We start from the raw sequence: 19,396 nt of genomic DNA on the forward strand, positions 1-19,396 counted from the left end.
TCGGCGCTTTCATGAGCGAGAGCTCTGCGGTATCCATTGTTCGCTCGCTACGCTCGCTCAAGAACCGATCCCCCACATTCCGCTACGAGCCACGCGATTACCGCGACTACGCACTGACTCCGGCTCGATCCCCGCGACGGTGTCGACGTTCATCACCAGAGAGTACCCAGCCAGCAAGCACTCCACCCATTGCCCCGAAAAGATGCCCCTGCCAAGAGATTCCGGGCTGTCCGGGCAACACACCCCACAGCGCCGACCCGTAAATCGCCGATACGACCAGGCCGATGCCGATCTGCACGATATTGCGGGCGAACCAGCCGCGCGAGATCAAGAAGGTGAGCCAGCCGAAGATCAACGAGGACGCGCCGAGATGCACCGAGCCGGTGGCCCCGGTGAGCCAGACGCCGACGCCGGCCAAGATCCAGATGATCGCGGTGGCGGCCAGTCCGCGGCCGATGCCCGCGAGCAGGGTGATGAACCCGAGGACCAGGACCGGAAGCGTATTGGCGAACAGGTGGTCCCAACCGTGGTGCAGGACCGGGGCCCAGAGAATTCCCCACAGGCCATCGGCGTCGCGCGGCTCGATGCCGTTGTTATCGAGCTTGTTGTCGTCGAGGGTGTCGACGCCTTCGATGCCGTAGAGCAGGGCGGTGAAGGCGGTGATGATGAGGCCAGCGCGTAGCCAGAGCTTTCCGACGGGGGCGACGTCATTCGGCTTGCTCGGCGGCGTCCCAGGAGTCGGCACACTGGGCGTCGAACCGATCGGCTGACCCAGCTGGGCGCGCAGCGCGGCGATCCGCTCCGGATCGAACGATGAACCGATTCCCGAACCGCCGGTCATCGCAACCTCCTCGTCGAGCGAGTCCCGGGCCGTCGTGATATGCGCGCCAGGGCTCGCTCTTTCGAGAGTACCGGGACAGATCGCGCCCGGATCGTATCGAGATTCAGGCCCAGAGCTGGCCGTCGAGGCGTTCTTCCGCCTCTTCGAGAGTGCCGTCATAAGCGCCGGTGGACAGGTACTTCCATCCGCCGTCGGCGACCACGAACGCGATATCCGCCCGCTGACCCGCCCGCAGGCATTTGCGCGCGACACCGAGCGCCGCGTGCAGAATCGCGCCGCTCGAAATGCCCGCGAAGATGCCCTCTTCCAAAACCAGTTCGCGCGTGCGCTTCACCGCGTCGAACGGGCCGACCGAAAAGCGTGTGGTCAGCACCGACTCGTCGTAGAGCTCGGGAATGAAGCCCTCATCGATATTGCGCAGTCCGTACACCAGTTCGCCGTAGCGCGGTTCGGCCGCGACGATCTCGATACCGGGCACCTTCTCCCGCAGGAACCGCCCGGTCCCCATCAGCGTGCCGGTGGTGCCGAGACCCGCGACGAAATGTGTGATCTCGGGGAGGTCGGCCAGGATTTCCGGGCCGGTGGTCTCGTAGTGCGCCAGCGCATTGGCCGGGTTTCCGTACTGGTACAGCATCACCCAGTCCGGATTCTCCGCGGCGATCTGTTTGGCCAGCGCGACCGCCTGATTCGAACCGCCCGCGGCCGGGGAATCGATGATCTCCGCGCCGAACATGGTCAGCAGCTGACGACGCTCGACCGAGGTGTTCTCCGGCATCACGCAGACCAGCCGGTAGCCCTTGAGTTTGGCCGCCATGGCCAGCGAGATACCGGTATTGCCGCTGGTCGGCTCCAGGATCGTGCACCCCGGCGTCAGCAGGCCGTCGGCCTCGGCCTGTTCGATCATGCGCAGGGCCGGGCGGTCCTTGATGGAACCGGTCGGGTTGCGGTCCTCGAGCTTGGCCCACAGCCGCACCGGATGCTCCCCATCCCACTGCGGAGACAGCGTGCGCAGTCCCACCAGCGGGGTGTTGCCGAGCGTCGCGATCAGCGATTCATAGCGCGCCACGGGGTCGATCAGCCTCCTGCCACGGCGGGCAGGATGGTGACGCTCGCACCCTCCGGCACCTCCGCCTCGAGGCCGCCCGCGAAGCGCACATCCTCGTCGTCGACGTAGATATTGACGTAGCGGTTCAGCTTGCCGTCCTTGAGCAGCCGCTCGGCGAGGCCGGGATGGTTGGCGTCGAGGTTCTCGATCAGTGCGGACAGGGGCGAGCCCTGGGCATCGACGCGCTTCTCGCCTCCGGTCAGGCCACGCATGATGGTCGGGATGGACACGGTTACCGGCACGGGGACTCCTCGAATTCGACGAACATGGGGGTACTAAACAGTCTCGTATGCATCGACGACCTCGACCGGCTCCTCGGTGACCTCGCCGTCGACGATCCGGTAGCTGCGCAGCTCGTGCTGCTCGGGGTCGCGGGTGGAGATCAGCACGTAATGCGCGAACGGCTCGGACGCATAGGAGATGTCGGTGCGGCTCGGGTAGGCCTCGGTGGCGGTGTGCGAGTGGTAGATCACCACGGGGGTCTCGTCGGCGTCGTCCATGGCCCGCCACACCTTCAGCTGTTCACCGGAGTCGAACCGGTAGAAGGTCGGCGAGCGTTCGGCGTTGACCATGGCAATGAACCGCTCGGGTCGATCCGCCCCCTCCGGACCGGCGATGACGCCGCACGCTTCATCCGGGTGATCGGCGCGCGCATGCGCAACCATCGCCTCGACGAGGTCGGCCCTTATCACCAGCACGAGTCAAACCCTTCCGCATTTCGGCACCGCAGCCGCCGACATATCGCTCCCGACAACGAACCAGAATATTCGGCTATTCCCACCCACCTGTCGGCCGGTACCCTTCCGGCGGCCGCAATCCCGCTGCCCGCACACCCGGCGGTCGAGTGTCGGCAACTGGAATTTCCGCCACTCGCGCCGGCACCAGCGCTGTTCCCGAGTCACACGCGCACTTTCGCGTCCATTGGGCCCTATCTCACGCGGCCGTGACACGTCGCCGGTCGCCGCACGACGTCCACCGATCGAATGGTGCAGCCGACCAGGCCGCGTTCCGAACGGCGAAGAAGCGCCGCCCCGGCCGAGATCTGACCGCGGAATGTAGGGCCCGATCAGCGCGGGAAGAGGTCGGAGTAGGCGGGGATACCCGCGACGGAGCGGGCGCAGAGGATCGCGTCGACGATGGCGCGTTCTACGCAGACCGCGGCGGCGGTGCAGACGGCGTCGAGGACCAGCAGGTCGGATGGGAAGGCCGCAGGCATGGGGAGCGCGGTGGTCCGGGCGGTGCCGGTGGCGAGGGCGAACAGGGTGTCGCCGTCCAGGGGTGAATGGGCGGGGCGGATGGCGCGGGCGAGGCCGTCGTGGGCGGTGGCGGCCATGCGCTGGCAGCCCGCGGGGTCAAGGGGTGCATCGGTGGCGACCACACCGATCGTGGTGTTGAGGACGGTGCCCTTGACCGGGAGCGCGTTGGCCGCGGCCAGTTGGTCCGGGGCGGCCGGGTGCAGGCCGAAGTGCTCGGGACCGTCGGTGCCGACGCCCCAGGGCAGGCCGGTGCGCGGGTCGAAGACCGAGCCGACGGGGTTGGCGACGATCAGCGCCGAGACGGTGACGCCCGCACCGGGGCCTGCACCGAGCACGACACTCGCGGTGCCGACTCCGCCCTTGATCGAACCGGCGCGCGCACCGACGCCAGCGCCGACCGAACCGCGCTCGAAGTCGACCGCAGCCGCCTCGGCCGCCAGGAACCCGAAATCGGCGGTGGGGCGAATTCCCCAGTCCCCCACCGGAAGATCGAAGATGACCGCGGCGGGCACGATGGGCACTACGCGGCTCGGATCGGCCGGATCCATCGGGACGCCCTCGTGATGTTCCTCCAGCCAGCGCATTACGCCGTCGGCGGCCGCGAGTCCGTAGGCGCTGCCGCCGGTGAGCAGGATCGAATTCACCTGGCGCACAGTGTTACCCGGATCGAGTAGATCGGTTTCCCTGGTCCCTGGCCCACCGCCGCGCACATCGACCGCGGCGGTCGCACCGCCGGGCGCGCGCACGACGGTGCAACCGGCCGCCGCGCCGGAACCCAGCGTCGCGTCCGGATCGAGCGCGTGGTGCTGTCCGACCAAGAGGCCGGTGACGTCGGTGAGCGAATTCCGTGGTCCCGCTTGTGCATTCACAGTTGCCGCTCCCGACTACTCGTCACCGTTCCAGGACCATCGCACCGACTCGTCGCATCGCGCGCAGTGGCGGATGTCAGGGCGCAAGGGCTTGCAGCAGCGAATCCTGCATCCAGGTGAGCCAGTGATACACGTCCAGATGCGGCCCGCGCGGATCATCGGGTTCGAGATGATCGGGCGTGTCGGCATCAATCCCGAGGACCGTGCCCAACGCCAACCGCACATCGGTGAGCGCGGTCAACCAGGCATCGGCCTGTTCGGGAGTCAGCACGATCTTGCCGCCATCGCTGGGCACCGTATTCAGCACCACCGACCCCGCGGCCAGCTTGGCGTCGATGATCTCCGGTTCGTGCAGGCCGCGCAGCGCGCTGTTGAGATCGGCGCGGTCGGCGTCGGGGGAACCGGGTTCGCTGCGGTGGAAATCCGGCAGCAGCCGGTGCAGCCGGGGATCCTCCGGCGGAGCCGTATTGCCGCTACGCAGCCCGGTCAGTTCGGTGAGTTCGTCGGCGGGTGCGGATTCGGCGCGCTCGGTCAACAGGCCGGAGACCGCGCCGACCAGGGACCGCAGCACGCTCGCCTCACGCGCGTCCATCTCGGATCGCAATTTGAGGCCGCTCAGCGAGTTCTTCCGGCTCCACTTACGCACTGACGTCAGGGTAGTCGTACCGATCAGTCATCCCGTTGCATGGTCGCCCAGAGCCCCGCCGCGTGCAGTCGTCGCACGTCCTGTTCCATCTTGTCCCGCGACCCGGACGACACCACTGCCTTGCCCTCGTTGTGCACTTTGAGCATCAATTCGGTCGCCTTCGCTTTGCTGTAGCCGAACAGCTTCTGGAAGATGTAGGCGACGTAGTGCATGAGGTTGACCGGATCATCCCAGACGACCGTCACCCACGGACGGTCCTCGGCCTCCAGGATCTCGGTGTATTCGACCGCTTCCGGAGTCGCCTGTGCCGCCGACAGTGTCGAGTTCGCTTCGCACAAGGCCATAACACTCAGGGTACGACTCGACTCCGGATGCACAACACCCGCACACCAGGATTTGGCAGACACCCCGACGACACCGGCCTATCATGCGCGCGGCCCCTGTCTACAGTGGCTTGGGTGGACATGCGCAGCACCGCTCTGCTGACCGATCAGTACGAACTGACCATGCTCGCGGCCGCGCTCGGCGATGGCTCGGCGCACCGCCACTGCACCTTCGAGGTGTTTGCCCGGCGCTTGCCACATGGTCGCCGCTACGGTGTGGTCGCGGGCACCGGCCGACTGCTGGAGGCGCTGGCGCACTTCCGTTTCGAGGAAGCCGAACTCGATATCGCGGCGGGCTTCCTGGACTCGACGATCGTCGACTGGCTGCGTGACTACCGCTTCACCGGCGATATCGACGGCTATCCGGAGGGCGAGCTGTATTTCCCGGGCTCCCCGATTCTTTCGGTGCGCGGCAGCTTCGCCGAATGCGTCCTGCTGGAGACCCTCGCCCTGTCGATCCTCAACCACGACAGCGCGATCGCCTCGGCCGCCGCGCGCATGGTGAGCGCGGCCGCGGGACGCCGGATGATCGAGATGGGCTCGCGCCGCGCCCACGAACTCGCCGCACCGTCCTGCTCGCGCGCCGCATACCTGGCCGGCTTCGACGCCACCTCCAATTTGGAGGCCGTGCGCCGTTTCGGCGTGCCCGGCGCCGGCACCAGCGCGCACGCGTTCACCCTGCTGCACAGCGCCGCGGACGGCGCGCACGAGGCGGCCGCCTTCCGCGGCCAGATCGATGCGCTCGGCATCGGCACCACCCTGCTGGTGGACACCTTCGACATCACCCAGGGTGTGGCCACCGCCATCGAGGTCGCCGGCCCCGAATTGGGCGGTGTGCGTATCGACTCCGGCGATCTCGGTGTGCTGGCCAGGCAGGTGCGCGACCAACTCGACGGGCTCGGTGCGACCAAGACCCGCATCGTGGTCTCCGGCGATCTCGACGAATACGCGATCGCCGCATTGCGCGCCGAACCCGTCGATGTCTACGGCGTCGGGACGTCGCTGGTCACCGGGTCCGGCGCGCCCACCGCGGGCATGGTCTACAAACTGGTCGAGGTGGACGGGCTGCCGGTCGCCAAACGCAGCAGCCACAAGGAGTCGCGCGGTGGCACCAAGAAGGCGGTTCGGCTGTCGCGCCGAACCGGCACCGTGGTCGAGGAGATCATCTATCCGGCCGCCGGAACGCAGCCCGCCGCAAACGGATTCGACATGCGCGAACTCTTGGTTCCGCTGGTGCGCGGCGGCGACGTGGTCGACGGACTGCCCACGCTCGCGGACAGTCGCAAACTGGTGTCGCGTGGGTTGGTCAGCCTGCCGTGGGAGGGCTTGAAATTGTCGGATGGGGAGCCTGCGATTCCGACGACATTTCTGAAGTGACCTCGGATGTGCCGACTCGGGCGTTGCGTCGCTTGGCCAGCCATTCGACGGTCGCGATCGCTATGAGCACGATCAGGAAGCCTTGATCAGCAGTCGCACCCGGTCACCGACCGCGTCGGGTCGAGCGCCGAGCAGAAAGGCGGTGGCGAGATAAGCGGTGTAGCCGATGCAGAGTGCGATCGAAATCCTGACGGTGCTGCTCACGTGTTCCTCCATAGGCCGTGGCCCGCCCGATCGATCAGGCGGCACAATGTAATCCACAGACAGGAGCCCGAGTGTTGACAACCTCGGCGCCGAGATCCTGGGAAAGTGAGGTCGACATGAACCGAGCGTTGATCATCGTCGACGTGCAGAACGATTTCTGCGAGGGCGGGTCACTCGCCGTCACCGGTGGGGCCACGGTCGCCCGCCGCATCACCGACTACTTGAACACCGCGCATTACAGTGCGGTCGTCGCCACCCGCGATTACCACATCGATCCTGGCGGACATTTCTCCGAACATCCGGATTACGTGGACACCTGGCCGCCGCACTGCCGGGTCGGTACCTCCGGCGCGGATTTCCACCCGAATCTGGATACCGCGCCGATCCAGGAGATCTTCTCCAAGGGGCAATATTCCGCCGCCTATTCGGGTTTCGAAGGCACCACCGAGGACGGCATCAGCCTGGCCGATTGGTTGCGCGAGCGCGCCATTCACGAACTCGACATCGTCGGGATAGCCACCGACCACTGTGTGCGCGCGACCGCCCTCGATGCCCGTATCGAAGGGTTCGACACCCGCGTACTGCTCGACTTCACCGCGGGCGTCGCGCCCGACACCACCACCGCCGCGCTCGATCGCATGCGCACGGCGGGCGTGGATCTCGAAGGGTCGGTCGCCCGGTAGCGCTGGTCGCGGCACTGCGCCCACCGACCTGCCGCAGGACACGCCGGGGTCGTGTCGCGAAGGTGTGCGAAGTGCCGCGACGACCGGATCGGGCGGTGATCTGTGTCGGTTCCAAGCAGTAGGCTCGTCGCGTGCCCGAACTGCCGCCCGTACCCCAGCTTTTGGCCACCGCTGTGCACGCGCTCGGTGGGAAAGAGCGTGTCGGGCAGGTGACGATGGCGACAGCGGTGGACCATGCGATCGACACCAAGGAGCACCTCGCGGTGCAGGCGGGGACCGGGACCGGTAAGTCGCTGGCGTATCTGGTGCCGAGTCTGCGTCATGCGGTGCGGACCGGGCGCACGGTGGTGGTGTCGACCGCGACGATCGCACTGCAGCGCCAGCTCGTCGATCGCGACCTGCCGCGGCTGGCCGAGGCACTGAGTCAGCCGCTGGGCCGGGCGGCGAAATTCGCGATCCTGAAGGGGCGCAACAACTATCTGTGCCTGAACAAGATCAATAGCGTGATTCCGGACGAGCCGCAGGAGGCGGAGCTCTTCGACGCGTTCGCCATCTCACGGCTGGGCCGGGAGGTACAGCGGCTCAACGAGTGGGCCTCCGATACCGAGACCGGCGATCGCGACGAGATCGTCCCCGGCGTCACCGACCGGGCCTGGCGTCAGGTCAGCGTGTCGTCGCGGGAATGTCTCGGCAAGTCGCGCTGTCCCTTCGGCCAGGATTGTTTCGCCGAGCGGGCCAGGGCGGAATCGGCGCAGGCCGACGTGGTGGTGACCAATCACGCCCTGCTCGCCATCGACGCGATCAGCGGCATCCAGGTCTTGCCCGAACACGATGTGGTCGTCATCGATGAGGCGCACGAACTGGTCGACCGGGTCACCGGCGTGGCCACCGCCGAACTGGCCGCCGCGGCGGTCAGCGCCGCCGCCCGGCGCTGCGCCAAACTCATCGACCAGCAGGAAGTGGACCGGCTGGAGGAGGCCGCCGAGGCCTGGCACACCGTGCTGGACGAACTGCCCGCCGCCCGCTGGGACGCCCTGCCCGACGGCATCGCGCCGGTACTCGCGCTCGTGCGTGACGCCGCATGGAATGCGCGCACCGCCCTCGCGCCGCAGGGCGGCACCACCGCACAGGGCGATCCGGAGAGCGCCGCCGCCCGCACCCAGGCACTGGCCGCCATCGATGAGGTGCACGACAGTGCGGTGCGCGCCTTGACCGCATTCGATGAACCCGATCCGGCCAAACGACACGATGTCATCTGGCTCGCCGCGGACGAGATCCGCGGCGTCACCCGGCGCACGCTGCGGATGGCGCCGCTCTCGGTGGGCGGGCTACTGCGCAGCAGACTCTTCGGCACCGCCACCGTCGTGCTGACCTCGGCCACCCTGCAGATCGGCGGCTCGTTCGATGGACTCGCCATCACCTGGGGGCTGCCCGCGCAAGCGGCCAACCGCAGCGATACCGCAACCGCGAACGGCGCCGAGGCGCCCTCGGACGCCGATACCGTGCGCTGGAGTTCGCTCGATGTCGGTTCGCCGTTCGACCACGCCAAATCCGGCATCCTGTATGTCGCCAAACATCTGCCCGCCCCCGGCCGCGACGGTTTGGCACCGGCCTACCTCGACGAAATCGAGCGGCTGATCACCGCCGCGGGCGGCCGCACACTCGGTCTGTTCTCCTCGATGCGCGCCGCACGCGCGGCCACCGAAGCACTGCGCGAGCGGCTGGACACGCCCGTTCTATGTCAAGGGGACGACGCAACCGGCGCACTGGTGCGCAAGTTCGCCGACGACCCGGAGACCTCGTTGTTCGGCACCCTGTCGCTGTGGCAGGGCGTCGACGTGCCAGGTCCGTCACTGAGCCTGGTCATCCTGGATCGGATCCCGTTCCCCCGCCCCGACGATCCGCTACTCACCGCCCGGCAACGCGCGGTGGAGTCGCGCGGGGGCAATGGCTTCATGACCGTCGCGGCCAATCACGCCGCTCTGCTGCTGGCTCAGGGCACCGGCAGGCTGCTGCGCAGCGTCGATGACCGCGGTGTCGTGGCGATCCTGGATTCCCGTTTGGCGACCGCACGCTACGGCGGGTATCTGCGGGCTTCACTGCCGCCGTACTGGGCGACATCGGATCCGGAAGTGGTCACCAAAGCACTCATGCGGCTGACCTCCGCAAGCGCCTGAGCAGGTCGAATTGTGACGCCACTCACAAAGCACTCCACTATTTCCATACAGAAGTAAGTTGAGATCTGATACTTCGGTAGAGCCCAATTCCCACACCGGATGTATCGGCGGTCCCCGCGCTGAGCCCTGCACGCGGCGCGGGGACACCACAAGTCCCCCTTACAGCCGGTCCGACCGTTTCACAATGACGCACCAACCAGATTTCGACACCCTCGGCGAATTCTTGATCAGTGCAAGATCTTTGGCCGAATATCGTGCGATCTTCGCACTCACCGACGCCGACCCCAGTGCACGCATCCTCGACTGTCCCTGCGGCACAGCAAGTTTCACCACCGAGGCTAGTGAACTCGGTGCCACAGTCATCGCCGCGGATCCGATCTATGCTCAACCCGCGGAGCGGCTGCGCACCCTCGCCCGCACCGAAACCGATCGCGGAAACATTTGGGCAACAGCATATCTGGACCGCTACCGGTGGGACTTCTACGGCGATCCGCAACAGCACCGACAAATGCGCCGTGCCGCCGCGGCCCGCTTCGGCGCCGATCTCACCACCCATCGCGATCGATATGTCGCGGCCCGGCTACCGTCGCTTCCCTTCCCCGACAACAGTTTCGATCTGGTGTTGAGCTCGCATCTGCTCTTCACCTATGCCGACCGCCTCGACCGTGATTGGGGTTCCTGACTGGCCGAGGCGCGTATTCAACGGTCGCATGTTCGTGACAGTCGGTTGGTGGGGAACAGGTGGCGCCGACTCGTCGAAAGATTCGGCAAGGCAACGAGAGCGAACCCTCACGGTGGCCTATCGGAGGGTTTCGATGCCGGCAAGGATGAGGTCTATACCGGCGAGGAATTGTTCGCGGTCGTCGTGCTCGGGTAGTTGTGCAGCCACCTTATGCACGAAGGGGTACTCCGCAGGGGCGAGGCGCACCCACTGTGCCGCGACGGTCGCGAGGAAGGCTGATCGATCCGTCTCGCGCGGTAGGAGACGAGCACCTGCGGCGTACTGTCCGGCGAGACCGAGGACATAGTTGACGATCGCGGACGCGCAGTCGAACTGCGCTCGTTCGGGAACGCCGAGCGCCTGTACCTGGACGCCGATGCCCTCGAAGATCTCCAGCACCGCGGACTGCCACGGTTCACCAGAGAGCAGGGCGCCCACCCATGGGTGGGCGTCGATCGCGTCGAACACCCCGAGCGTGATGGCTCGGATCGCGTCCCGTGGTTCCGCGCCCTTGTTCACCTCGGCCATGACGCGGACGATGACGGCGGTGGTGGCCGCGGTGAGGAGTTCGTCCTTGTTCGCGACGTGCCAGTAGATCGCACCCGCCCCCGTTGCCAGGCGAGTCGTGAGCGCGCGAAAAGTCAGAGCGCCCTCTCCGTTGGTGTCGAGGATTTCGATCGCGGTCTCGACGATCCGCTCTTTCGACAGCGCATCAGTGCGCCGCTCGGTCCGCTGCTTCTTGGTTGCCACAGCCTCCATCTTGACATGGGTGGAACGCTGTTCCAATATTCGATGGAACGGCATTCCAATCACATGGGAAAGAAACAGTATGAAGACGACATCAGTCACGATCGTCGGTGCGGGCCTCGGCGGCCTCACCCTCGCACGCGTCCTCCACGTCCACGGCATCCACGCGACGGTCTACGAGGCGGATCGCTCGGCGCAGTCCCGTGCACAGGGCGGCCAGCTCGACATCCATGAGAACGACGGACAGCGCGCGCTCGCGGCGGCCGGACTCACCGGCGAGTTCCGCGCGATCATCCACGAGGGCGCCGAAGCGGCGCGCGTGCTCGACCAGCACGGCAAGGTGCTGCTCGACATCCCCGACGATGGCACAGCCAAGCGTCCCGAGGTGCTGCGCGGCGACCTGCGCCGCATCTTGCTCGACTCCCTGCCCGACGACACGGTCCAGTGGGGACACAAGGTCACCGGTGTCCGGCCCGTCGGCGACGGCCGATACGAACTGACCTTCGCCGACGGCGCGACCGTGACCACCAGCGTCCTCGTCGGCGCCGACGGCGCGTGGTCGAAGATCCGGCCGCTACTGTCCGCCGCCGAACCCGAATACATCGGCACAACGTTCATCGAGACCTACCTGTACGACGTCGACGAACGGCACCCCGCGACAGCCGAAGCGGTCGGCGTCGGCGCGATGTACGCGTTCACCCCGGGAACTGGGATCAGCGCGCACCGCGAAGCGGGCGACATCATTCACACCTACGTCGAGTTGAACCGCTCCGCCGAGTGGATCGCCGGCATCGACTTCACCGACCCCACCACCGCGACCGCTCGAATCGCGGCCGAATTCGACGGGTGGGCAACCGAACTCGTTGCCCTGATCACCGAAGGCGAGACCGCTCCGGTCGCGCGCTTGATCCATACGCTCCCGGACGGACACCGATGGGACCGGGTACCCGGGGTAACGCTGCTCGGTGATGCCGCACATCTGATGCCGCCGTCCGGCGATGGCGCGAACCTGGCGATGTTCGATGGTGCCGAACTGGGCAAGGCGATCGCCGCCCACCCCGACGACATCGAAACGGCACTCACCACCTACGAAAAAGAGATGTTCGCGAGCTGCGAGGCCTTTTACACCGACGCGCGCGAGGTGCTGGATCTCTGCCTCGGCGACCGCGCGCCCTTCGGGCTCGTCGACTTCTTCAACGTCACGGCCGATGCGGTGGCCGACTGAAACAAGGCCGTGGTCGCGCCCTTACCGGTCACCAACGCGACCGGTTCGCGGTGTCGGGCACGTCGAGGTTCAGCAACTTCCTCGGCGCAGGCAGTGGGGCCCCACCCGCCTGCCGACGGGCCGGGGGTCCGCTACCATCGCGGCACCGAAACCCACTGGTGGGAACCTCAATCGATGGCGTCAGACTTCACGGCCCCGGAATCCCGAAGCTGGCTGTGACGCGATATTCGGCGCAGGCACCGAGTACGAGGCATGGCTGTGAAAGGGTGCGATGACGAGGGTGATCCGCGGAGTGCTGGCGGCGCTGGCGATCGTGTCGGCTACGGTGGGCTGCAACGACGACCCGGCCGCGAACGTCGTGCACGACAGCGTCGTGCACGATAACCCTGTGAACCGAGTATTGCCTGAGGGCGAATCACTATTGCTGCGGACAGATTTCAGCGACGACGCGGCCTGGCGCGAGACACTCGCCGCAGTGAATCAGTTCTATGACAGCGAAGGCGGCGAGTACGGGCTGACCGTTGTCGACACCCCTGACTTCCAGGCAGTGACGACCGGAGACCTCGCGAAGCTGCTCACATCGCAGTACTACGTCTACCTCGTCGACGAACGGACCATCCGCGATCCGGAGCACCCGATTCTGGCAGTCGACAACAGCGGCGGCGGTGAACCCGGCGCAGGCTTGCCGGCTTTCCGGATCCTGCCGCGTGAAGTAGGGCTGGTCGAGGTCAACCTCACGCTTGCGAACATGGACTTCGAGGACTTCGCATCAGCAGTGGACGCGGACGGGGTGTTCCGCGGCTTCTGACGCCAGGCCAATTGCGGTGCACCATGCAGAGCTTCCTGCCACATGACGGCAGCAAGGCTCCCGTGTCCGCGTGCCGGTAACCGCGTCCGCCAACCGTTCGCCGGGGCAAGCATGCCTATGCGGTAGTAGCGATCTCCGGCCGGCTCCGGCGCCCGCCAGGACGATCTGGTCGCACATCTGCGAACAGAACTGCACGACAAGGGAATCCGCTCCTCCCTCCGGGAAACGGGCTACGAATTCCATCACGGCGCGACTACCGTCCTCGTGCTGCACTCGCACCCCGGTGAGATATGAAACCGATTGGGCCCCAAATAAAGCCGCGGCGCGGCGACCCCCGCGGTCACCGCGCCGCAGGTACTACGAGATCAGAGCGTCCACTTCAAGATCAGCGTAACGACGGCGGCGATCACGGCCACCACGATCGCGGCCACGGCCCACACGATGCCCTGACGCTGCCACGGGCGGCCGCTGTCGAGGGAGAGTTTGCCGGGGCCGGTGAAGGCGACGACCGCGCCGACGGTGGCGAACAGCAGGGGCATCTCATAGCCCTTGCCGGTCAGTAGCCCGCCGCCCCAGGTGGTGTTGATCGCGTTGATCATGGTGCCGAGCACGATGGCAGCGGCCAGCGGGGTCAGCAGGCCGAGCAGTAGCAGGATGCCGCCGGTGAATTCACTGAGTCCGGCGAGCGTGCCGAACAGTTTGCCCGGGTTGTAGCCCATCGAATCGAAGGTGGCGGCGTTGGCACTCCAACCCGCACCGTTGAACCAGCCGAAAAGTTTCTGGCTGCCGTGCGCGGCGAGCAGGCCGCCGAAGACCACGCGCAGCAACACGAGGCCGATATCGGTGGCGAAGTTGTCGAGAGTCGCGGTACTCGAGTTGCTTTCGAGCGTGCTTTTGTTGGTCATGCTGGTCCTCATCCCTGCATCGGTTCGGACAGTGACTGTTTAGCCTCGGCAATGAAGCGGACTGCGGTCCGATTATCGCACAGTGCAGCCCGACCACGCGATCCCAGGTGCTATTCGGCCAGGAAGAAGAAATATCCGAGGAACATCACCATCAGCGCCCACATCGCCGGGTGCACCTCTTTGACACGGCCTTTCGCGGTCATGACGATCGGGTAGAACAGCATCCCCATCGCCAGTCCGTTCGCGATCGAGTAGGTCAGCGGCATCATGATGACGGTGATGAAGGCCGGGATCGAGTACTCCAGCCGGTTCCAGTCGATCTCGCCGAGCGCACGGGACATGAGCACACCGACCACGATGAGCGCGGGCGCAGTAATGGCGGCCGAGCCCGCGACGACCGCGAAGATCGGATAGCAGAACAAGGCGATCAGGAACCAGCCCGCCGTCGCCACGGCGGTCATACCGGTCCGCCCGCCCGCCGAAACACCCGCGGTCGATTCGACATAGGCGGTGGTAGTGGAGGTGCCGATGACCGCGCCCGCCATAGTGCCCACCGAATCCGCGGCGAGTGCGCTGGCCGCGCGCGGCAGCTTGCCGTCCTTGTCGAGCAACCCGGCCTGGTTGGCCACCCCGATCAGGGTGCCGGAGCAGTCGAAGAAGTCGACGAACAGCATGGTGAGAATGACGACGGCCATCTGACCGGTAAAGGCGTCCGGCAGATGGATGATCGCCTGACCGAAGGTGTGCTCGAGACCTCTCGGCATCGCGACGACACCGTGCGGCAGGTCGACCAGACCGCTGATGACGCCGACGACGGCCGTCAGCACGATGCCGTACAGCACCGCGCCGTGCCAGCCGATGACCAGGAAAACCACGGTCATGACCAGGCCGAACAGTGCGAGCAGCGTGGTGCCCTTGGTGAAATCGCCAAGAGTGACGAGTGTGGCGTCGCTATTGACCACGATGCCCGCATTCTTCAGGCCGAGGAACGCCACGAACATACCGATGCCCGCGCCGACGGCCAGCTTCATCTGCATCGGAATCGCATTGAGGATTCGTTCGCGCACTTTGGTGACCGCGAGCGCGAAGAAGATCAGCCCGGACAGGAAGGTTCCCGACAGCGCCGCCTGCCACGGGATCCCCATACCGAGCACCACCGAATATGCGAAGAAGGCGTTGAGTCCCATGCCCGGTGCGAGCGCGATCGGATATCTGGCCCACACGCCCATCACCAGCGTGCCGAACACCGCGGCGACGGCCGTCGCGGTGAAAACCGCCTGCATGGGGATGCCCTTGGCGCCGAGCGCGCCCTCGTCGCCGAGCACCGAGGGGTTCACCGCGAGGACGTAGGACATGGCCAGGAAGGTGATCGTTCCGGCCATCAGTTCACGCTTCACGGTCGAGCCGTTCGCACTGATGCCGAAGTACGCGTCGAGGCGTCCTCGGGTTCGCGTCAGAACGTCGGTGACCATGGGCTCTCCAGTCGAAAAATGGGTACGGGGGTGCCAGGGCACGGTAGCCGACAATTCACTGAATCCGAGAACTCGGCCCATGGGCCGCTGCGGACTTCCGTGAGCAGCGTCACGGTAGCCATCTCAGACAGATTGATCTAACTTAACTTCGCACGGCGTTTCACCAGCATCGGTGCGCGCATCCGTGGCTTGAACATTTTGAGGGGAAGTAAACGTGCGCAACACTTTTCGCGATCCAGGCATCGCCGACGGCGAGCTGTCCCAGTACGTGGCCGCCGTCGGCGCCGACCCCACCGAGTACCAGGTAACTTCGCTGGTCGAGCACGACGGCGATGACGCCTACCGCACCCAGCTGACGGTCGATATGCCGAACGACTTCACCATGGAGGTCGAGCAGATCTTCGACCGCACCGGTGGCACCCTCTCCACCCGCAGCTACGTCGCCGAGAGCAAACTCGGCGACACCGTGGTCAGCCGCGAGGAAGGCAACTTCGACGGCACCGCGCACCTGCAGTTCGGCGGCAAGGTCGAACCCTTCCCCAGCCCCCTGACCTCCCTACTCGGCGGCGCCACCACCTTCCGCGGCCTGGATTTCACCAAGGGCGCCAAGGCCACGATCAACCTCTGGCTCGCCTATTCGATCCACTGGCCGGTTGAAGTCAAAGTCGAAAAGCGCACCACCATCGACGTCCCCGCAGGCACATTCGAAGCCTGGCAAGTCAAAGCCAAACCCAGCTTCGCCCACATCAACGGCCTACTCGACAAAGTAATCCACGGCATCCTCCCCGCCTTCACCCTCCACTTCGAAGCCGCTCCCCCGCACCGCATGCTCCGATTCGGCTTCCCGACCGGCCCCCTCCCCTGGGACCCCAAGGGCCTGGTCCAACTCGAAAAATAGTTACGCCCGTCCCGATCTTCGAGCAATCCTCCACCGCCCCAGCTGATTTCGCCCCTCCGGCCGAGGTAAAGAAACCGTCGAAGCCTCTGCCGGCCCTGATCCCCAAACTGTCAGCCTGCCGAAGTTCAACCCGCCTGCGCACCGGCGGAGATCACGCCGAAGCGTGGTTCACCTCCCGAGACGGCTACCCCTGGTCCGATCCACCCGGCGAGCGGATCGTCATCAGGAACCGGAAGATGGAGCGCGACATCGCATTCCCCGTTGAGAATGCACCGCTGGTTGCCGAGATCATTGAGCGCCGCATCCGGCGCTATCACGATCGCGGCACCGTTGGTTAGCCACTCGGGGCGATGACCAGGCCCAGTTCGGCGTCGCTGGCGAGCAACTCGTTGTGGGGCAGCACGCGGATCGTGTAGCCGACGGCACCGGAGAGCGGGACCGGAGTTTCGACGGTGAAAAGATCTACGCCGGAGTCGGATCCGGTGTGGGTCATGGGGAAAGTGGTGATGTCGGAGAGGTCGTCGGTGGGGGAGACTCGGCCGAGTACGGCTTGTACGGTGACGTCGGCGGGGGTGAGTCCGCCCAGGTCGATGCGGGCGGCGAGGGAGAGTTCGGCGCCGATGATCGGGGTATCGGGCAGGCCCGCGCTATCGACCTGGATGACCTTGACCGAAGGCCAGGCGGCCTCCACTCGGCGGCGGTACTCCGAAATCGCTCGGGCACCGGCGAATTCGTCGGCGCTCGCACGCTGCCCGGCCGCTGCGGCGGGCGCGTAATACTCGACGGAGTAGTCACGGACCATGCGGGAGGCCAGCACCTTCGGCCCGAGAGTTTGCAGGGTGTGGCGCACCATCTCGACCCAGCGCACCGGCATATCGGAAGGATCGCGGTCGTAGAAGCGCGGTGCCACGGTGCGTTCGAAGAGGTCGTAGAGGGCGGCCGCCTCGAGGTCGTCGCGGCGGTGTTCGTCGGAGACGCCGTCGGCGGTCGGGATGGCCCAACCGTTTTCGCCGTCGTACATCTCATCCCACCAGCCGTCGCGGATGGAAAGGTTGAGGCCGCCGTTGAGCGCGGACTTCATCCCGGAGGTGCCGCAGGCCTCCAGCGGACGCAGCGGATTGTTCAGCCAGACATCGCAACCCCAGTACAGATAGCGGGCCATCGACATGTCGTAGTCGGGCAGGAAGACAATGCGGTGGCGCACCTCGGGATCATCGGCGAAGCGGACGACCTGCTGGATCAGCGCCTTGCCGCCGTCGTCGGCCGGATGACTCTTGCCCGCGACGACCAGCTGCATCGGCCGATCGGGATTCAGCAGCAGTGCACGCAAGCGTTGCGGGTCGCGCAGCATCAGGGTCAGCCGCTTATAGGTCGGCACCCGGCGGGCAAAGCCAACGGTCAACACATTCGGATCGAAAACGCCATCGACCCAATCCAATTCGGCCGATGCCGCACCGCGCTCCAACCAGGAGGCCCGGACCCGGCGACGCACCTCGGCAACGAGGGTGGCGCGCAAGGTATTCCGGGTCGACCACAGTTCACCCAGGTCGACATCGCGCAGCTTCTCCCAACCGCGCGCCTCCTCGACCAACTGGGGTCCGATGTATTCGCGTGCCTTGTCGAACCATTCGCGCGCCGCCCAGGTCGGGGCGTGCACACCGTTGGTGACCGAACCGATCGGCACCTCGCTCGCATCGAACCCCGGCCACAGCGGCGCGAACATGGCGCGACTCACCTCGCCGTGAAGTTTCGAAACACCGTTGGCGCGCTGGGCGAGTCGCAGACCCATATGCGCCATATTGAACACCGACGGGTCGGCTTCGCGACCGAGCGCCACGATCCGGTCGACGGAAAGCCCTGGCAGCATGGCGGATTCGGATTCGCCGTGGCCGCCGCCGAAGTACCTGCGCACCAACGGCATCGGGAACCGATCGATGCCGGCGGGCACGGGTGTATGCGTGGTGAACACCGTCGCGGCCCGCACCGCGGCCAGCGCCGTATCGAAATCCAGTCCGGTCGAGACGAATTCACGGACCCGCTCGACACCGAGGAATCCGGCATGGCCCTCGTTCATATGGAACACATCGGGATCCGGCAGTCCGGCCGCACGTGTGTATGCGCGCACCGCCCGGACCCCACCGATACCGGCCAGGATCTCCTGCTTGATCCGGTGGTCCTGATCACCGCCGTAGAGCCGGTCGGTGACCGCGCGCAGTTCCGGATCGTTCTCGGCGATATCGGAATCCAGTAGCAGCAACGGCACCCGGCCGACCTGCGCGATCCACACTCGCGCCCGCAGCACCCGCTGGTCGGGCATCGCCACATGGATCAGCACCGGTGAGCCATCGGTGGTCAGCAACCGCAGCGGCAGCCCTTGCGGGTCGAGCGCCGGATAGTGCTCGGTCTGCCAACCGTCCGCGGTCAGCGACTGCCGGAAATAGCCGGAGCGGTACAGCAATCCGACGCCGATCAACGGCAACCCCAGATCCGAGGCGGCCTTCAGATGATCACCGGCGAGAATCCCGAGGCCACCCGAATAGTTCGGAAGTACCTCGGTGACACCGAACTCCATCGAAAAGTAGGCGATACCGCGCACCGGCTCGTCGGTCTGCCGCTGGAACCAGCCCGGACGCGTCACATAATCGCGCAGATCCGCGGCCACGGCGTCCACCCGGCCGACGTAGTCCGCATCGGCGGCGAATTCGTCCAGCCGCGCCGCGGGCACCTCCCCCAGCATCCGCACCGGATCACGGCCCACCTCGCGCCACAACTCGGGATCGAGTTCGGCAAACAGATCCTGCGTCGGCCAATGCCACGACCAGCGCAAATTCGTGGAAAGTTCGCCCAGGGCCGCCAAACGCTCGGGCAGATGGGCACGGACGGTGAAACGACGAAGTGCCTTCACGTGCGGAACCCTACCGAATGCCGCGTCCCCAGGTTGCCGTAGCGACCCAGGTCACCGGACCACGCCCACGGCCGATCCCGCTCGCGGCATCTTTCGAGCCGGTAATACGGCCACTCACACCGTGCACCAACCAGCCGGTCCGATGAACGGGACCGAACACGCTCCCCCAGGAAC

General features: G+C 66.2%; 19 protein-coding genes. 7 read left to right on the top strand and 12 right to left on the bottom strand.

The window, feature by feature from the left end; genetic code table 11:
* Positions 1-106 precede the first annotated feature (106 nt).
* The 7 genes from ACQP1G_RS39805 to clpS all read right to left on the bottom strand — a co-directional run bounded on the left by ACQP1G_RS39805 (position 107) and on the right by clpS (position 5,061).
* Positions 107-841 carry a rhomboid family protein gene (locus tag ACQP1G_RS39805; RefSeq protein WP_433194898.1) on the bottom strand — a complete coding sequence of 245 codons (735 nt, stop codon included), beginning with the start codon at positions 839-841 and terminating at the stop codon, positions 107-109.
* Between the two features lie 103 nt (positions 842-944).
* Positions 945-1,907 (bottom strand): PLP-dependent cysteine synthase family protein, encoded by a 963-nt coding sequence (locus ACQP1G_RS39810; RefSeq protein ID WP_433194900.1) that lies wholly within the window; start codon positions 1,905-1,907, stop codon positions 945-947.
* Between the two features lie 8 nt (positions 1,908-1,915).
* Complete coding sequence (locus ACQP1G_RS39815) at positions 1,916-2,188, bottom strand: MoaD/ThiS family protein (RefSeq protein ID WP_433194902.1); 273 nt, start codon at positions 2,186-2,188, stop codon at positions 1,916-1,918.
* A 33-nt stretch (positions 2,189-2,221) separates the two neighbouring features.
* Positions 2,222-2,644, bottom strand: coding sequence for a Mov34/MPN/PAD-1 family protein (locus tag ACQP1G_RS39820; RefSeq protein ID WP_433194904.1), 423 nt, complete (start codon positions 2,642-2,644; stop codon positions 2,222-2,224).
* A 368-nt stretch (positions 2,645-3,012) separates the two neighbouring features.
* Positions 3,013-4,071: a P1 family peptidase gene (locus tag ACQP1G_RS39825; RefSeq protein WP_433194906.1), complete on the bottom strand. Its 1,059-nt coding sequence runs from the start codon at positions 4,069-4,071 to the stop codon at positions 3,013-3,015.
* A 76-nt stretch (positions 4,072-4,147) separates the two neighbouring features.
* Positions 4,148-4,717, bottom strand: coding sequence for a DUF2017 domain-containing protein (locus ACQP1G_RS39830; RefSeq protein ID WP_433194908.1), 570 nt, complete (start codon positions 4,715-4,717; stop codon positions 4,148-4,150).
* Between the two features lie 23 nt (positions 4,718-4,740).
* Positions 4,741-5,061: an ATP-dependent Clp protease adapter ClpS gene (clpS, locus tag ACQP1G_RS39835; RefSeq protein ID WP_433194910.1), complete on the bottom strand. Its 321-nt coding sequence runs from the start codon at positions 5,059-5,061 to the stop codon at positions 4,741-4,743.
* 120 nt (positions 5,062-5,181) lie between these two features.
* Between clpS and ACQP1G_RS39840 the strand changes: the two genes are divergently transcribed.
* Positions 5,182-6,477, top strand: coding sequence for a nicotinate phosphoribosyltransferase (locus tag ACQP1G_RS39840; RefSeq protein ID WP_433209210.1), 1,296 nt, complete (start codon positions 5,182-5,184; stop codon positions 6,475-6,477).
* Between the two features lie 72 nt (positions 6,478-6,549).
* On the opposite strand, the gene ACQP1G_RS39845 is transcribed toward ACQP1G_RS39840, so the two are convergent.
* Positions 6,550-6,681 (bottom strand): hypothetical protein, encoded by a 132-nt coding sequence (locus tag ACQP1G_RS39845; protein ID WP_433194912.1) that lies wholly within the window; start codon positions 6,679-6,681, stop codon positions 6,550-6,552.
* 116 nt (positions 6,682-6,797) lie between these two features.
* Between ACQP1G_RS39845 and ACQP1G_RS39850 the strand changes: the two genes are divergently transcribed.
* From ACQP1G_RS39850 to ACQP1G_RS39860, 3 genes are all read left to right on the top strand, one after another.
* On the top strand, positions 6,798-7,364 hold the full coding sequence (locus ACQP1G_RS39850; protein WP_433209213.1) for a nicotinamidase: 567 nt from the start codon (positions 6,798-6,800) through the stop codon (positions 7,362-7,364).
* A gap of 131 nt (positions 7,365-7,495) precedes the next feature.
* Entirely contained in the window at positions 7,496-9,541 is a 2,046-nt protein-coding gene (locus ACQP1G_RS39855) for an ATP-dependent DNA helicase (protein WP_433194914.1), read from the top strand.
* Positions 9,542-9,725: 184 nt separating this feature from the next.
* On the top strand, positions 9,726-10,223 hold the full coding sequence (locus ACQP1G_RS39860; protein ID WP_433194916.1) for a class I SAM-dependent methyltransferase: 498 nt from the start codon (positions 9,726-9,728) through the stop codon (positions 10,221-10,223).
* 117 nt (positions 10,224-10,340) lie between these two features.
* Here the strand turns inward: ACQP1G_RS39860 and ACQP1G_RS39865 are convergent, their stop codons facing one another.
* Positions 10,341-11,021 carry a TetR/AcrR family transcriptional regulator gene (locus ACQP1G_RS39865; RefSeq protein WP_433194918.1) on the bottom strand — a complete coding sequence of 227 codons (681 nt, stop codon included), beginning with the start codon at positions 11,019-11,021 and terminating at the stop codon, positions 10,341-10,343.
* 70 nt (positions 11,022-11,091) lie between these two features.
* On the opposite strand from ACQP1G_RS39865, the gene ACQP1G_RS39870 reads away from it, so the two are divergent.
* Together ACQP1G_RS39870 and ACQP1G_RS39875 are read left to right on the top strand one after the other, a co-directional pair.
* Positions 11,092-12,234 (top strand): FAD-dependent oxidoreductase, encoded by a 1,143-nt coding sequence (locus tag ACQP1G_RS39870; protein WP_433194920.1) that lies wholly within the window; start codon positions 11,092-11,094, stop codon positions 12,232-12,234.
* A 292-nt stretch (positions 12,235-12,526) separates the two neighbouring features.
* On the top strand, positions 12,527-13,042 hold the full coding sequence (locus ACQP1G_RS39875) for a DUF6924 domain-containing protein (RefSeq protein ID WP_433194922.1): 516 nt from the start codon (positions 12,527-12,529) through the stop codon (positions 13,040-13,042).
* 365 nt (positions 13,043-13,407) lie between these two features.
* On the opposite strand, the gene ACQP1G_RS39880 is transcribed toward ACQP1G_RS39875, so the two are convergent.
* Together ACQP1G_RS39880 and ACQP1G_RS39885 are read right to left on the bottom strand one after the other, a co-directional pair.
* Positions 13,408-13,947 (bottom strand): DoxX family protein, encoded by a 540-nt coding sequence (locus ACQP1G_RS39880; protein ID WP_433194924.1) that lies wholly within the window; start codon positions 13,945-13,947, stop codon positions 13,408-13,410.
* A gap of 110 nt (positions 13,948-14,057) precedes the next feature.
* Positions 14,058-15,419: an NCS2 family permease gene (locus tag ACQP1G_RS39885; RefSeq protein ID WP_433194926.1), complete on the bottom strand. Its 1,362-nt coding sequence runs from the start codon at positions 15,417-15,419 to the stop codon at positions 14,058-14,060.
* A gap of 214 nt (positions 15,420-15,633) precedes the next feature.
* On the opposite strand from ACQP1G_RS39885, the gene ACQP1G_RS39890 reads away from it, so the two are divergent.
* A complete protein-coding gene (locus ACQP1G_RS39890; protein ID WP_433194928.1) occupies positions 15,634-16,317 on the top strand; it encodes a hypothetical protein in 684 nt (227 codons plus the stop codon).
* A gap of 334 nt (positions 16,318-16,651) precedes the next feature.
* Here ACQP1G_RS39890 and glgP read toward each other — a convergent pair whose 3' ends face one another.
* Positions 16,652-19,222 carry an alpha-glucan family phosphorylase gene (gene glgP / locus ACQP1G_RS39895; protein WP_433194930.1) on the bottom strand — a complete coding sequence of 857 codons (2,571 nt, stop codon included), beginning with the start codon at positions 19,220-19,222 and terminating at the stop codon, positions 16,652-16,654.
* Between the last annotated feature and the right edge of the window lie 174 nt (positions 19,223-19,396).

The sequence above is a fragment of the Nocardia sp. CA-107356 genome (assembly GCF_050946365.1).
In the GTDB taxonomy this organism is placed as follows: domain Bacteria; phylum Actinomycetota; class Actinomycetes; order Mycobacteriales; family Mycobacteriaceae; genus Nocardia.

Coding starts and splice junctions, on each gene's coding strand:
- ACQP1G_RS39805 (WP_433194898.1), bottom strand. CDS start 841: ATGACCGGCGGTTCGGGAATCGGTTCATCGTTCGATCCGGAGCGGATC.
- clpS (WP_433194910.1), bottom strand. CDS start 5,061: ATGGCCTTGTGCGAAGCGAACTCGACACTGTCGGCGGCACAGGCGACT.
- ACQP1G_RS39840 (WP_433209210.1), top strand. CDS start 5,182: ATGCGCAGCACCGCTCTGCTGACCGATCAGTACGAACTGACCATGCTC.
- ACQP1G_RS39850 (WP_433209213.1), top strand. CDS start 6,798: ATGAACCGAGCGTTGATCATCGTCGACGTGCAGAACGATTTCTGCGAG.
- ACQP1G_RS39860 (WP_433194916.1), top strand. CDS start 9,726: ATGACGCACCAACCAGATTTCGACACCCTCGGCGAATTCTTGATCAGT.
- ACQP1G_RS39865 (WP_433194918.1), bottom strand. CDS start 11,021: ATGGAGGCTGTGGCAACCAAGAAGCAGCGGACCGAGCGGCGCACTGAT.
- ACQP1G_RS39870 (WP_433194920.1), top strand. CDS start 11,092: ATGAAGACGACATCAGTCACGATCGTCGGTGCGGGCCTCGGCGGCCTC.
- ACQP1G_RS39880 (WP_433194924.1), bottom strand. CDS start 13,947: ATGACCAACAAAAGCACGCTCGAAAGCAACTCGAGTACCGCGACTCTC.
- ACQP1G_RS39885 (WP_433194926.1), bottom strand. CDS start 15,419: ATGGTCACCGACGTTCTGACGCGAACCCGAGGACGCCTCGACGCGTAC.